Below are 16,105 nucleotides of genomic sequence, written 5' to 3'. Positions count from 1 at the left end.
TAAATAACTAATTAATTCGTTAATATCTTTTAATAATAAAAGAGTCTCGATGTTTCATATCGAGACTCTTTAGTTTAAATTTTATGAATTATACTTAACTAGATTAATAACAATAGGTGCTGCCTGTATTGTTGTTGTCGAAATAAGAGTGTTGTTATTGTGATGCTTAATAATAACACCGGCTTGAGGTGTTGCTAATTTCCATATTCCTTTTACGGTAATAGTGCTGTTTATTGGTTGAGATTCTGCTGTAAGCCAATCTCGAGAATAAACACTGACCTCAATTTGATCACCTTTATGATCAATTTGATCTTTTTCTATACCTTGATATAAATTTAAATCAGGGTTAACAATACTTAATGTTAATTGCTGATTTTGTGTTTTAGCCATGACCATAACCGGTGCATCACTGGATAATAATGTTGCATTCGCTGAATCTAACTGGGTGGCTTCAAAAAAAGCATATCCCTCCTCTTGGGTTAATTTATCTTTTACCGCATGAAGTTGATTATTATGTTGTAATACTGTGTATTCGGGGGATTTATTATCTTGAGATTCAATCGCTATCGCATACTCATAAGTTGCATTACTAGGCGCGTTACCATGAGAAATAACGGCTGTTGCAAATAATTGTTCTGTTGGTTCTGAATTTCTGTCATCAAGCGAATGTTGTTTTTGATAACTAAATTTTACAGTTTGTCCTTTTGTGAGCTTATATAAGTTTCCAGCAGGATCAATTAAAGTATCTGCATTATTTAAGGTTAATTGAGTATCTAATTGATTCACCTTTTTACCATTAATTATCACTGACTGTAATTTAGGAACGGCAAACTGGAATAGCGTTGTTTCGGTTGTATGTTGTTTATCGTTATTTTCAATACCAGAGCCTAAAGCGATAACTCTATTATCAAATAAGAAATAGGATTTATTAGCTCTTAAGCTTTGTTGTTGATATTTACTGTGACCATGTAATTTCATGGCAAACATACTGTTATTATTAAGTGTATTTGCACCAGAGTAACTTTCTGTTGAAAGCAACATTTCTTCAATACCGGCAGCAGGTAATTGACTAAGTTTTGCTTCAAGTTCGTTATAGGGAAGATGAATAGTTGTTGTACCTGGATATCTATTCCAATCCCATCCAGCATGACTAAACCCTGATTGAGTTAAATCAGCTGGAATAATTTCTAATTGTCCATATTGTAAATAACGACCATAACGGTTGTTATTTTCATAGCTTTCATTACCAACAAGATAACGGCTAAAACCACGCGCTATGGCGAGCCAGCTTTGTTGCGGTGATTGAGTCGATGCTCTTCGTTGTATTGCCATTGATGCATAATTCATTGCCCATGCACCAACCGGTTCACTTTCAGCTTTAATATCTTCAAAATGCGTTTTGTTGTCTAATTTTGCATAAGCGGCGGATAATGTGGTATCTAACTTTTGTTTACCATCTGGTGTTCCTGCTAATGCCATCCATTTAAATGGAGCGATCCCTATTTTATGCAATCCAGTTGGGTGACGACCACTTAATACCACAGGAATTTGTGCCTCTTTGGTGTAGATCCGCATTTTTAACAAAACATCTTTTAAACGTTCATGTGCTGAAGTAGTTAAGCGAAAAGGTGAATCACTTAACGCATAAATACTGGGCGCTAAACCACCAAATGCGTCTTTCGCATAAGCAGGGTAATGTTGTGAATGATGAAAAATAGAACCATCAGATTTGAAACCGCCAGCAACACCTTTTGAGCTTAGTATCGTTTTACTTAACCAATTTTGCAGTTGTGCTAAGGCTTGTTGACGTTGCTGATAATCAGGTAGCATCAATAAACTTTTTATCATCCATTGCAATTGAGTATTGAGAATATCGACATTTGCATCAACGATTTCATTATCTTTTTCAAAAATTCGTCCTGTAGCGTTGTACCACATCATGGCCTGTTGAGTGGGCGCTAGAAGGTTATTTTTTGCGAGAATATGACGGCCAATAAACCATGCGTCAAAAAGTTCTCTGGTTTGATAACCAACATGAGTAATAATTTGATAACCACTACCACGTGTAAAACCTTGTTCGAGAACGTAACGAGTGCCTAATAAATAACGATCTTCTAATTTTTGCCTATCAGTCGTTGATAATGAATTACTACGCAAATAAATAGCAGTTTGAAGAAGCGTTTTACCTACATCTCTTAGCATATTGGTATCAAGTAATGCTTTTTTAGTCTCCTCACTAAATACACCTTCGACTTTCATAAAATTCTGTCGGTTAGGGTGATCAAGTGCTCTTCCTGTGATTGATCCATCAGCGTGTTGCGTTAATTCTAATTTTTCCCAAAGTGCTAAATTTTTATTGAGCATGTCAGAGGTGATTTTTTTATCACTATCAATTCCCTGATAATGCTCAAAACGCTGATAAATCGAAGTCATTTCTATTTGATCATCGCGAAATTCAGTATCGAAGTTTAAAGTGGGGTAATGAGCTTGAAACATTTGATCGTACATCAATAACGCACTCCAGTTTTTACTAACCATCGTGTTTACTGCGTTATTTACGTAAGGTGTTTGATAGTCAGGAACAGCCCAACGATTGTCTAACGGTACGCTCATCATTATTTGATCAAAAAAGAGTGTTCCGGCTTGGTTTGGGGCAGTGATCACCAATTGTTCAAATTGACCTGTTGCAGAGCCTTTCATATCACGAAAAGGAACAGCAATACCTCGCCATCCCGTAAAATTAAGTTCAGTATTAAAACTTAGTGCAATTTTATTATTTTGTTTAAATGCGAACGTTAATGGGGAAGATTGAGGTTTTTCATTATAAATCCACATCATAAAAGTGAGTGGAGTTGCTGTATTTTTATCATCTTGGTAATTAACAATATTATTTAGCGTTAATGTTGCTTGTGGTTGATATTGCCATTGTAGTGATTTTTCACCGTCTTTAGCATGCTGTTTGCTTAGCGATAATTGATTATTATTTGAAGTAATAAGGGTATTAGGTAGTTCATTTTCAAAAAGATAAATATCGCCGAAAGTTTCATGAGATAGAGAGGGTAATGCTTGTGCGGGTAATGATAAACAGAGGCTTAATGTAACCGCGTGGGCTAAAGGGTTTTTTATTAGCATAATCAGATTTCCTGCAAATAAAAAAGGAACGCAAGAGCGTTCCTTTTAATTAAATCAAGGGAGTGGTGAGAGTTTGATTTCTTGTGGAATACCAAAGTAGCTGGTAAAAGTCAGTTCAGTGTTATCACCTGAAACGCTATATTTTACGTTGCTATTTTTATCAGCAGATTGCCATTTACCATTAATCGTGACATTGATGGTGACAGGCGTTGCTGCTTTTTGGCGAGTCATATTTAAATCAGGTGTAACAGCACTGACAATAAGAGTATCTTTTTGTCGATGAGTCATCACAATCGCGGGTTTATCAACTTTTTTGATCCATTTATCTTCAATTGAAGTAGACTGATAAAAGGCATATCCCGTTACATTACTGAGTTTATCGAGAATAATATGAACGTCTTTATCCTTACGAAGAACCTGATATAACCCATTATTTTCACGAAATTTTTGTGCTATTTCTCCCATTCTTTCAGGAGTAGCATCTAAAAAGACCATATACTCATAGTTGGAATCTTTAGGTTGAACACTGTGATCAATCCATGCCGAGCTAAAGTTTCCTTCTGTTGGTTGGCGATTTTTATTTTCAGCCGAAGTCTGGTGTTGACGGCTAATATTTACTTTTTCAGCTTGCGTAATTAAATAGCCATTACCGTTGCTATCAATTAACCAATCACCTTGTTTAAGTGTTGCTTGATAAGGAAAGGTCTCAACTTTTTGTCCATTAACCCAAAGGGTATTTAATGTTGGTGTTATGGCATGTTGAAATAAAGTCGTTTCAACATTTTTATTTTTATCACTACTATTTATATTGCTACCAATAAAAATTAAGTGATTATCAACGGCTAATACACTCTTTTTCGCAGTGAAATTAGGATCAAAACGTTCAAGGTTAGTAGGATAAATAAGATCGAATGCCATCATTCCATATTTACCATCAAGGGCAGATGTTCCGCTAAATCCACGCTCGCCACGTTGCATTAATGTATGAGGTTTAGGGCTATCTAACTCTTTAAGAGAAAGATGAATAGTGGTTGCTCCTGGCATCCTATTCCAATCCCAACCTTCTTGCTGATAGCCCTGTGAAAGCTGCGAACCATTACTCACTATTTGAGCGACACCATGACTTTGATAACGACCATAACGGTTATCTTTATTATAAATTTCAGATGACCAAACATTGGTATTATAAGCTTTCAGTGTCACCATTTTATCTTGCCAACGATGAATACCAAAAGCCCCGCCATTAAAGGCATAGAAACCTTGAGGCAACGCTGCTGGTGCAATAGTTTCTCCAAAAATAGCCTTCGATTCATTTTGTGTTTTATCACTTATTGCAAGATAAATAGACGCGAGTGTTTTATCTGGAGACGGTTTTGCAGACATGGCAAGCCAGTAGTAACCTTGAGCGACTGATTTTAACGAAGGTGAGTTAAAAGGGTGCCTTCCAGCAAGAGGTAATCCAACTTCTGGATTACTGTAGATCCACGCTGAAACCATCGCTTTTTTTAGGTTATTCCAACCACTTTCACCTACTGAAAATGGGGTACCACGTAGTAAATAAATAAGTTGAGAGGCATTTTTAAAGGCAGGGAAAGAGTAGCCTGGATAGTTGCCTTCATGTCGCCACGCAGTACCGTCAGGGCGTAAACCATCTTTACCACCCGGCGGTACTTGAGTTAATGCGCCAGTGATGTAATGGCTGAAGGTATTAACTAAGTTGATACGTTTTTGATCATCAGGCTCTAGTAGTAATAAGGCTAAGTGTTGACGAGATAGGGTATTGAAATAGTCTAAGTCGGAGCTATCTGCACCCACTTTCATATCAAAACTACTTTTAAACTCTCGTGAATACCACAACAATGAATCATAAACTTGAGTTTGTAAGTTTGCCTCTTTTAGAGCATCAGACATTAGTAATGTGGAAATATACCACCAACGAGAACTATACCCCCAGTGATGGGTTGTGACTAATGCACTTCCTTTAACAAAGCCTTGATCTAATAAGTGTTTTGTCATTAATAAGTACATCTGCTTTAGTTGAGCTTTTTGTGAGGGATCTTTTTCCAGCACATAAGCCCGACTAATATTAAACATCAATGTTGTGTAATTACCTAAAATGACATAATTATCAAATAGTTGTTTATCTTGAGGGTTGAGATTTTCAGGTTGGTAAATAATAGTTTGTTTGTCTGTGATCAGGTGTCGCCCTTGTATTGTGCCATTCTCTAAAGCGTGAATATTAAGAGCATCAAAATCACTTTTTAACTTACCAATATTTTCTTCTAGTGCGAGATTTGTCTCTTTTTCGCCGCCAACAAACTCATTTATCAAACGTTGGCGAATAAGGTCAATTGCAGCTAGATTTTCAGGTGTCACCGGTAACTGAGGTTGTACGTTATGAAACTGAATTTCAGGTTCCGATAAACGCGTTTTTACTTGATAATCAGACCATTGGTAGCGAGCATCATCGATAGAAAACATAATACGATCGATATAGATTTCACCTTGTCCAACATTCGAGGGGGCTTTAAAGCGAATGCTATCGACATTAGCGCCTAAAGAGCGCCCAATGCTGTCTTGAGTACCATCAGAGGAGGTATTCATTGCATTTAAGGTCATCTCACGATTTTCAAGATCGTTATTTAAAGAGACACCCACTGCACGCCAACCAGTGAAATTTAGTTTTACTTTAAATCCAGCTTGAGCCTCACTGATTGAATTGAGTTTTTCCCCAAAATCGATAGTGAGATAACCATCAATGGGTTTTTCGTTATAAAGCCAAAATGAAAAAACGGGTGTAGATGCACGCCCCCATGCTTTAGATGCTTCTTTATCTGTTGGGACAATCAACGTTTTATGTAAAGTAAAACTACTGCCACCTTTCCATTTCCACAAAAGGGATTGGTTTCCCATAATGCTACGTTTATCAGATAACGTCAGTGTTGAATTCTTATCTGATGAGAAGTCTGCTAATGGGTTATTTTGTGCAAAATGATAGATTTCTGACTGCATCAGATTTTTAGGATCAAATGCAGGATTGCTGGTGGCTGCCATTGCGTTATAAGGGGCTGATAATAGCCCCAATGTCATTGCAAGTGCAGTAAAACGAAATATCGGCATTATTTTTTCTCCTTAGAAACGCTGGCTAAAAGTGAAACCAATGCGTCCTTCATTAAATTTGTCATAACGCTGATAGCCCATCGTTGTGCCTAAATTTAATGATTGAGTGATATCGAGATTGGCACCTAATTCCGCACTAATAATGTCACCACCAACAGTATTTCCTTTAATATCAAAGGTATCTCCTCCAGTATTAAAATAAGTCAGACTGTGGCGTTGATTAATATTATTGTCACCTGCGATATCTTTGAAATAACGAAGATTAAGGGATGGGGTTAATTTTCCATAAGCAGTTTGATAGCTATTCCATAAAGCAACAGAGCCACCTAATTGATTAACAGCATATCGTTGGCCATAAGTACGCATAGATAAGGCGGAGCCTGTTTCTTCCCAAGAATCAATATTGAGCCATTGATATTGGTAAGTCAGCATCGGTTTAATATAGATGAAATCAAAATCAAAATAGGTTCCAGCGTTAATTTGATAACCTAATTGCACACCAGAATAATCACCTTTTGCTTTGGTATTTCCTTCCCATCCAGTATTATCACCAATATCTCGTTCGCTATCGACAGTGTAATAACCAATATTTAAATTACCGTTTAGGAATAATGTGTCACTATACCAACCGGTGTAAGGCATAAATTCAAAATGGTTAATTTCTTTACTTGCGTTACGTTGTTTGGCGTCAGCCTTTGCGTAGTTATAAGCAAAAGAAACACCAATAAGAGCATCTTGATTAATTTCATAATCAGTACCGATTTGAATACCAGTACGATAAGTGTTGTAACCGTTAATTCCACCCTGATTGCTTTGTGTGCCATAACCATACAGTAAATTGGCCCAACTATTCCAGCCAGCTTCTCTTTCTTCAATTGGCAATTGGTTATCATAGCGTAAATAGCGATGTGCGATATTATTGCGCATATCTTCAACCATGATTAATCCCGCTTGAATATCACTGCCATCAGCAATAGGGGCTAAATCATTTGATAATGCAGCAATATTATTATCGTCATTTCCAGCTGCAACTAATAAACTCAAAGCCTCATCTGAAATTTGACTACGGGTATTATTAAATTCATTTAAAACAGTTGGAATAATAAAATTAGCTGCTGTTAATCCATTTTCATTGACGCCACCACGTTCAGCAGCACTAATAAAGTTATTACCACCTTCATAGCTAATGCCATAACGTGCAACTAATTGATTGCCGCTAACACCACCACTAATATTAGGCGGTGTAGTTTCTAACCATGAATCTGTTTTTTCTAATAAAGGAGATACATCTGGTGCAATGGCATTGGCGTCAGTAACCGTAATACCAGCTTCATCTTTAATCGCTGAATTGGAAGAAATCAAAATAATATCTTTATTTATAATGTTATCGACACTGGTGCCTTTAAAATCTAATTTGGCTTGGCTGCCTTTTTTAAAAGTGACATCACCGTCAACATGAAGAATGGTTTCATCAGTATTGGTATTATCATCGAGACGGAAAATTAACTGGCTATTTTCCTTATTCATGAAATTACCTTCCCAATGAATCGTTTTATCTTTTCCTTGGATAGTTAAATTGCCATGGTTTTCAATTAATGGAACACCCGTGATTTGATATCCATCAAATAAGGCGTTTTGAGCCCCACCTTGATATGCAAAGTTTATTTTAGTATCTGCGTGACCATTTCCTAATATATCGCCGTGGATCTCACCATTTACATCACTTCTAAAACCTGTTTTTAGTGTTCTAAAATCAATGGCTGCGGTTTTTCCACGAATAATGGCACCGTCTCTTACATAAACGCCAGTACCTCGTTTAGGAAAATCGCCTTCAACCAATATGGCTGTGCCATTTTCACTAGTCACATTAGCGCCATTTAGGTTGATATTACTGCTAAAAGAAGCACCTTGATTTATCTTAAGGCCACTTGCGCCATCACCAGTAACAGTAATGTTTTTTGTGATTGCTTGAGCTTTATATTCTGTTGATGAGCCATTAAATACAACACCATCACCTTGAGAAACCGTAACATCTTTATTTATTTGAGCCGTATTACCGTCATTAACATTAACCGTTTCACAGATATTTAAAGTAGGATCACATTCTGTCGCCCATGCTGAACCATAAATAGCTGATAAAATAGCAGCGCTCAAAAATAACAATTTTTTATTTTTCACAATATAACTCCATGAACAATTATATGATTTTAATTATTAGAATGTTGCTCGGAATGAAACTTTGAAATAATCCTGAGTCGATTTACTACCATCATTTTTATTTTCAACTCGTTCATTATAATATTCCGTCATGACACGCCATTGAGGTGATATTTGATATGCCATTTGTAGGGTATAACGTGTCATATCTTTTTCGATATAAACGCCTTTATTTGTTCTATCTTCTATTTTTCCAAAAATAGATTTACGCATTGATGGAGAAACTATTAATCCTATTGGTGTTGTCCAGTTCACATACATACGTAATTGTTGATTATGGTTTGTTTCTTTTGTGTCGTATTCTTCATGTCGTATTGCTTGCTTACCACCATCAAAATAAGCAACAGTAGTATTAATATTAGGGGTAACAAAATAACGTAGACCAGGTTCAATTTCCCAGCCTAAATAATCCGTATTTGTGACACCATTGCTACGTTTGTCTTCTTTCTTTTGTAAGCCAAATAAAACACTACCTGTTAAAACCCAATCTTTATTAATTGGAAATTGGTAATTGGTTTTTGATTCATAAAAATCAATAGTTAAACGACTGCCGTTATCATAATTAGTGAGATCTTGGCGGATTTTTAAACCAGGTTGGATCCAACCATTGTTTAATTTAAAACGATAACTACCTTGTAAATCATAACGTTGGTAGCGGTTTTTATTATCATGTTCACGTTGGCGAAAGCCAACATCGAAATACCAGTTAGATTTTTCTGGATTAATATTAAAATCAACACGATAACCAGCATAGTTATTGGGTGTGTCGTAATCTGCTGTTTCCCAAGAAAACATGGCGTTGACATTAGCTGCCTGAGAATGAAAAGAAGTTAAACCTAAGCCAAGAAGAGGTAAGAAAAGAGCAATACGAAGTTTGTTCATGGTATATATCCAATTCTTTATTCGCTTTTATTAATGTCAATTTTTAGGTGTAGGACGTCTTTCCTTTTATTCTATTAAAAGGATTTTTATATAAGCGAATTGGGTTTATATATAGCGCCATAAAATAATGGCGCAGATATTTTTATTATTTTTCTTTACATGTCGATATTGTTTTATTTAATTTATTGGTTGTTGCCGTAATAAATTCAGAGGCGCGCCAAGAATCTCCTGTTTTTTCCAACCAAGGGGTTAATTCTTCTTTAATTAATTTCTCAATTAAAGGCATATTGTCTTTGGCAATATTTTTCATTTGATAGGGATCATTCACATTGTCATATAAGGTATATTTCAATGGATGACCATCTTGTCTATCGATAACCAGTGTATGAGTTTTGGTTCTGACACCTCGTTTACCAAATGAAGGTTCTCCATAAGGAATAAAAAGATAAAGCTGCGAGTTTGCTGTGTCGCCTTTGCCTGTGACCACTCGGTCTGAAAGATCACTGCCTTCGACAGAATCAGGTATCCATTCGGATAAGCCAAGTAGCCCTAAGATAGTTGGGTAAATATCAGGCGCTGACATTAGTGCGTCATCAGATCCTGGTTTGATTTTACCCGGTAAACGAAACATCATAGGAACACGCATGGATTCTTCATAAGGGTTATTTTTTGTTGCCTGCCCATTTGACCCTAAGCAACTACCATGATCAGAGAAGAAAACAACGAGAGTATTATCTGCAAGGCCTTGTTTTTCTAATTCATCGACGATGCGACCAAATTGCTCATCAACACCGTTGACCATTGCCATGTATTCTTTGAAATATTGAGGTCCATAGCCTTCTTGGTATTCACTTTCCCATTGTACGTTCGGGCGAGTGTTGAGCTCTTTAGACGTTTTACCTTGATAAGCATCGAGATATTTCTTCGGTACTTGGTCATAAGGCGAATGCGGTGGATTCATTGAAACCACTAATGCAAATGGTTTTGAATTATCCCTAAATTGATTGTTTTCATTTTTGAGGAACTTGATTGCCATGTCAGCTTCATGTTCAGGCCCCCATTGATCAATGTAAATTGGTTTATCACGAGGTGTATCGTTTGCCCAATACATAGGTTTTAAATGTAAATCGTAGGTACCATAAGAATACCAAAAGTCAAAACCATGACGTCTATCAGGAGCTGCCCATTCATTCCAATAACGACCTTCCATTGGATTATTGTAACTTTCAATAAATGGTTCGTAAGGTGCATCAAGATGCCATTTTCCAATATAGCCAGTGCTGTAATCGAGTGATTTTAAAACATCAGACCAGCATTTTGCATAAGGAGATAAATCAATACCTACTTTGCCACCATAATCATGTGCATTTCCTGTAATGCCATTGCGAACAGGGTATTGCCCAGTCATAAACATGCCGCGGAAAGGAGAGCAAAGAGGGTAATTTGAAGCCATTTGTGTCATTACTTTGGCTTGCTTCGCAAATTTATTCAGATTTGGTGTAATTGAGGGATCTTCTCCCATAAACTGTAATGCGTGTGCCCGCATTTCATCAGGAAAAACAATTAATAGATTAGGGGCGTTTTCCGGACGAGATCGCGTGTTAGAGGCAGTGCTTCCTGAATTAGCAATAACAGGGGTAGAAACAGTCATTGCTGCTCCGCTGGCTGCAAGCCCTTTTATAAAAGTTCTGCGGGAAACAGTCATTGCTTCCTCCTATTTTACGTTTACTTTCGAATTGGTGTCTTTTATCTTATTTATACTTTTACATAAGATCAAAAAGTAAGTTAACGAAAGATCAAGAATTGAAAGGGAGATCACAGAATGGTGTCAAATTGTAAGCAATTTGACAGCTAAAATAGGAGTTGGAATATTGTTAAGAATAGATTAACTTTTTACAAAACAATATAATTAATTGATTTTAAATGATATCTGTTGTTTTGTGATGATGGTTGCAAAAATACCTTAAAGTTTCATTTTTTAGCTAGAAAGTTGGATAACAGAAAGTGTAAGTCTTTTTCTTTCGTTTGTTTTCATTGTCCCTTTATGACCCACCAAGATGTTCCTTTAAACTCAATGCTTTTAACTATCTTCATGCCTAACTTTTGGTGAGCTTTTAGAGATCGAATATTATCACCATTAACAAATGCAATAGGATGTCCACCATATAAAGCGCAAATATGTTGGTAAAGATCGCTTAATAGTGATTTTCCTCGATGTGATTTATCAATACAGACTGGACCATAAAACCAATTATTTTGTGTTATCTCTGGAAAGCGTCGATTAATTTCTTGAGCAATAGGCGGAATTGAGAATGATGTGACAGGGAAGCTGAAAACAACCGCAACGATATTTTCTTGATTAAGTGCAACAATAGTATTTGTACTACTTTGATACATTGCCTCAACTTTGTTTTGGGGATATTCACCATATAATCCGCCTTGTTGAGATTCTGAATTTGACTGTAATAATGTTGCCACTGAACTGATATCTTTAGATGTCATTTTTCGAAATATATAATCCATTTTCTTATTCCTTTTTATGCTAAATTATAATCTTAGTATATAAAAAATATTTTATAATACAAAAACATATTAATAATGCTAAAGATAAATTTATTAATTTAAGTGCGGTTATTTAATTTTGACTATCTAAAAAATCTCTTTTTGAAAGAAATGTAATAAAAGCAGCAATAGAATATATTTATTACTGCTTAATTAATAACATGATTTTTATTCTTTATTTATAGAAAATAGACGTAATTAGAAACCATAGGCTAAACCACCCCCGATAATGATTTCTTGTTCACTGTTTATTGACGAATTTAATCTAAATGCAATGTCGTTATTAGGTTTATATTGTATGCCTCCGGCAAAAGCCGTACCAGTTCGATAATTACTAATACCAATTCCCCCACTTAAGGTGTGATGGCTAAGATAAGGAATATTCGTCATTGCAACAGATGAGGCAATACCTGCAAATACTTTCTTTTCTAATGCGATGATTTTTTTATCTAAATTTGCAACCGAGTCTGTGATTTCAGCTTGTCTTTTCCTGTAATATTGATCAAACGTATTAACATGAGTTTTGAGATCATTAATATCTGTACTGATACTTCTTTTTAGCTGATTGATGGCGTTATTTGTTGTTATTCTGTTTTTATCTACCATTTTTTTAGTCTGGATAAGATTGACGGCATCTGTATTATTTTTACCATCACTAATATTAACTAATCGAGATGTATGGTTCTTTTCAGTGTTACCAAATGAAACCGTATTTTCTTCTGTGGCTAATGCATTATGACCAATAGCAACAGAGTGTGTATTTTTAGCTTGGCTATTGACACCTATGGCAATTGAACCATTACCTGAAGCATTACTATTATCACCTAATGAAACACCAGGGATGTTAACGATAATAGGTATTTCTTCTTTTCCTTTTGTTGAGTCTACATTTGAATAAGAAAATGAAGGAAATAATATAAAGAATAAAAATAACTTTTTAAATAACATTTAATTTAACCCTTTGAAAGGAATTTTTGGCGTAAATCAATGCTAAATGATTGTTTTTTTCATCACAAATAAAACATTCTGGAATTACTCTTAAAAATAGTTTTAAATAAAATTATATATTTTTTAATGTATTATTAATTATTTTTAAATAAAATTATATTTGATAAGTTATTAAATAAAAAACTGCATTTTTATTAAAATGCAGTTTTGGATAAATGTTAACTAATGTTTTTTCCTAAAGGCAAAAGCAACAGAAATCGCTTGTAGCAAACACATTGTTGATGTTTGAGAGCGAAAGGTTTTTATTTGAGCTTCTTTTACCGTTAAACAAACGTCACTCAAACTCGCCAATGGGCTAATGGGACTGTCTGTAACAATAATTTGTTTAGCTTCTTTATATGTTGCCATCTCACACATTTTTTGCATTTCATCTGAGTATGGATGGAAATGAATGCCAAAAAGCACATCCCGATGCGTAATATTTCTCAATTGCTCTTTGTACATTCCTCCTAAGCTGTTTACAAAGACAGTTTCACAAGGAATGTGCGAGAGCGCATGAAAAAAATAACTCGCAGCACTGAATGAGTGATGAAATCCACAAATATAAATTGTTTCAGCATATTCGAGTAATTGTAATGTTTTATTTAACATTTCTCTGTGAGTCTGATTTGCCAATTGTTGCAATGAATGGCTATTTGCTTGTGCAAATTCTTGCAAAATGTAGGCAGGCTCATTCAGATTAGGTGGTTCCTCTTTATATTTCTGTTTATAAGTTAAATTTTCATTTTCATTTACCATTTCATTCATCAAGTGATGTTGAAATAATTGTTTCATTTCATTAAAACCATTGAAATGAAACGCATTGGCAAAACGAATTAATGTCGATGGAGGAACATTTGCTTTATCTGCAAGGATTGCAATTGTATCAAATGCCACACTGTTTTTATTATCAAGTAGATAATGTGCAACCTGCTGTAGCCTTTTACTTAATCCATTATAGCGGGAGCGAACTTGTTCCTGTAGTTCATTCAGATTTGTTGCAGTAGACATAGTGCCCTCAATAAAAATACTGCTGTAATTGTAGTGTTTTTTGAGTCGAAATTGAATGTTTTTAGCTAATAGCAATTAAAATGAAATATAGAGTTAATTCAAAGTAAATGAATAAACTAAAGGTAATTATTTGATGTTTAAAACTCTATTTTATTTATTCTTTATTAGTTTTATTATCACTTATCGAAATTAATTTTCTTTATTTGAAATTAAATGAAATTATTATTTCATTTTGGTAAGGTTGGGGTAATAACAATATCGTTTCTATTTATTCGATTTTGTTTTATTTAACCTATTTCATTTCATATTGTTGTTAATTTAACTTAGAATGATATTTTTTATTATTGATGTTGTTGTAAATTGAAGATTGAAGTGTTTTAATATCTTTGTGCGCAATGATTGATATTCATAATACAACACTTGTTTTATTTGTTAATGATAGTAATTTATCACTATCTTAATTTAAATATACTTATATTGGTTGAAATTTTTATATGCAAAACGATCATTCGTGGATTAATTTATTAATGCACTATTTTCATGATCACTACTCAGAAATGATGCCTGTTATTTTTTTTGTATGTATTGTGGGAATTATTTTTGGTGTTGTACGTGAAATGCGTTGGTTATCTGTTTTTTTTACTGTACCTTTAATTATCATTGTATTTTGTTTAATTAGTTCTAATTTAGGATAAGTAAATATACAATTGTTATGAAGGTTGAACAATAGTTGTATAAATCTTATTTTTAGGCATTGTTTTTCTCTATATTTTCTTCTGTTATTGAGTGTTATAAATCAGCAATGTGTTTATTCTATTTTGCCCATAAGCGATGATTTCAACAATACTATTGATTAGATAATCAACTAAGTGACTAATAAGAGCTTATTACTTATTGATTATTATTGATAAAGATAAGCAAATTATTTGTTGAATTATGGACTAACATTTTATTCCCAATACACTAAACTAGATAACATTATTTTAATGAATTAGAAACTATTGGGTTTTTATTATGCAATGGCGAAATAACACTTCTCGCTACGGGCACTTGTCACTCCTTTTGCATTGGGGGTCAGCACTTACTGTTTACGGTATGTTTGCTTTAGGATTATGGATGGTGACGCTAGGTTATTATGATAGTTGGTATCATTCAGCACCTGAAATACATAAAAGTATCGGTATTCTTTTATTTATTATTCTGATAGTACGTGTGATATGGCGTTGGATATCGCCACCACCTAAAGCATTAGCAAGCTACAGTAAATTTACTCGTATTAGTGCCCATATCGCGCACATGCTCTTATATTTAATTTTATTTTCCATTCTCATTAGCGGTTATTTAATTTCCACTGCTGATGGTCAAGCGATATCTGTATTTGAATGGTTCTCTGTGCCCGCTATTTTTACAGGGGAAGCCGAACAAGCAGATTTAGCAGGTGATATTCATCTTTATTTAGCATGGTCAGTTGTTTTGTTATCACTATTACATATGGCTGGTGCCTTAAAGCATCATTTTATTGATAAAGATGTAACGTTAAAACGCATGCTAGGAATGCGAACTAAATAATTAAATTTATAAAACAAAATTATGGAGATAGCCATGTTTAAGAAAGCTTTATTGGGTTTAACCGCAGGTGCGTTGTTATTTAATGCGAGCACTGCTTTAGCAGCTGATTATGCTATTGATAAACAAGGTCAGCACGCATTTGTACAGTTTCGTATCCAACATTTAGGCTATAGCTGGTTATATGGCACATTTAAAGATTTTGATGGTACTTTTAGTTATGACAAAGAAGATCCATCAAAAGATAAAGTTGATGTTGTGATCAAAACTGGAAGCTTAGACACAAATCATGCTGAACGTGATAAACATTTACGCAGTGCTGATTTCTTTAATGTGAGCAAATATCCTGAAGCACGATTTGTATCAACCAACGTTACTCGTGAAGGTGAGAACTATGTAGTGGTTGGTGATTTAACATTAAATGGTGTGACTAAGCCAGTATCATTAAATGCAAAATTAATTGGCGAAGGGACTGATCCTTGGAAAGGTTACCGTGCTGGTTTTGAAGCAACAGGTAAAGTAAACCTAAAAGAGTTTAATATTAAATCAGATTTAGGGCCAAAATCACAAGAAGCTGAACTAATTATCTCAGTTGAAGGTGTAAAAAAAGCGTAATTAAATGCTTTCT

The 16,105-nt window shown here is 34.7% G+C and carries 11 protein-coding genes; 3 read left to right on the top strand and 8 right to left on the bottom strand.

Annotation, left to right across the window (positions count from 1 at the left end):
* Positions 1–81: 81 nt before the first annotated feature.
* The 8 genes from LW139_RS15160 to LW139_RS15125 form a co-directional block, all read right to left on the bottom strand.
* On the bottom strand, positions 82–3,132 hold the full coding sequence (locus tag LW139_RS15160; RefSeq protein WP_247850154.1) for a chondroitinase family polysaccharide lyase: 3,051 nt from the start codon (positions 3,130–3,132) through the stop codon (positions 82–84).
* Between the two features lie 54 nt (positions 3,133–3,186).
* Positions 3,187–6,252, bottom strand: coding sequence for a chondroitinase family polysaccharide lyase (locus tag LW139_RS15155; protein ID WP_227335857.1), 3,066 nt, complete (start codon positions 6,250–6,252; stop codon positions 3,187–3,189).
* 12 nt (positions 6,253–6,264) lie between these two features.
* On the bottom strand, positions 6,265–8,430 hold the full coding sequence (locus LW139_RS15150) for an autotransporter outer membrane beta-barrel domain-containing protein (RefSeq protein ID WP_166540912.1): 2,166 nt from the start codon (positions 8,428–8,430) through the stop codon (positions 6,265–6,267).
* Positions 8,431–8,466: 36 nt separating this feature from the next.
* Positions 8,467–9,351 carry an OmpG porin family protein gene (locus LW139_RS15145; RefSeq protein WP_072069308.1) on the bottom strand — a complete coding sequence of 295 codons (885 nt, stop codon included), beginning with the start codon at positions 9,349–9,351 and terminating at the stop codon, positions 8,467–8,469.
* A 145-nt stretch (positions 9,352–9,496) separates the two neighbouring features.
* Complete coding sequence (locus tag LW139_RS15140; protein ID WP_109407507.1) at positions 9,497–11,056, bottom strand: sulfatase-like hydrolase/transferase; 1,560 nt, start codon at positions 11,054–11,056, stop codon at positions 9,497–9,499.
* Between the two features lie 326 nt (positions 11,057–11,382).
* Positions 11,383–11,874: an N-acetyltransferase gene (locus tag LW139_RS15135; protein WP_166540911.1), complete on the bottom strand. Its 492-nt coding sequence runs from the start codon at positions 11,872–11,874 to the stop codon at positions 11,383–11,385.
* Between the two features lie 237 nt (positions 11,875–12,111).
* On the bottom strand, positions 12,112–12,861 hold the full coding sequence (locus LW139_RS15130; protein WP_166540910.1) for a hemagglutinin: 750 nt from the start codon (positions 12,859–12,861) through the stop codon (positions 12,112–12,114).
* A 222-nt stretch (positions 12,862–13,083) separates the two neighbouring features.
* Positions 13,084–13,911, bottom strand: coding sequence for a MurR/RpiR family transcriptional regulator (locus LW139_RS15125; protein WP_109407504.1), 828 nt, complete (start codon positions 13,909–13,911; stop codon positions 13,084–13,086).
* Positions 13,912–14,405: 494 nt separating this feature from the next.
* On the opposite strand from LW139_RS15125, the gene LW139_RS15120 reads away from it, so the two are divergent.
* From LW139_RS15120 to LW139_RS15110, 3 genes are all read left to right on the top strand, one after another.
* Entirely contained in the window at positions 14,406–14,606 is a 201-nt protein-coding gene (locus tag LW139_RS15120; RefSeq protein ID WP_109407503.1) for a hypothetical protein, read from the top strand.
* A 319-nt stretch (positions 14,607–14,925) separates the two neighbouring features.
* Positions 14,926–15,480, top strand: a complete 555-nt coding sequence (locus LW139_RS15115; protein WP_109407502.1) for a cytochrome b — start codon at positions 14,926–14,928, stop codon at positions 15,478–15,480.
* 33 nt (positions 15,481–15,513) lie between these two features.
* Positions 15,514–16,092, top strand: coding sequence for a YceI family protein (locus LW139_RS15110; protein WP_109407501.1), 579 nt, complete (start codon positions 15,514–15,516; stop codon positions 16,090–16,092).
* Positions 16,093–16,105: the final 13 nt, after the last annotated feature.

The sequence above is a fragment of the Proteus vulgaris genome (assembly GCF_023100685.1).
Lineage (GTDB): Bacteria > Pseudomonadota > Gammaproteobacteria > Enterobacterales > Enterobacteriaceae > Proteus.
The sequence above is the reverse complement of the archived record's forward strand: the minus strand, read 5'-3'. Positions and strand labels throughout refer to the sequence as shown.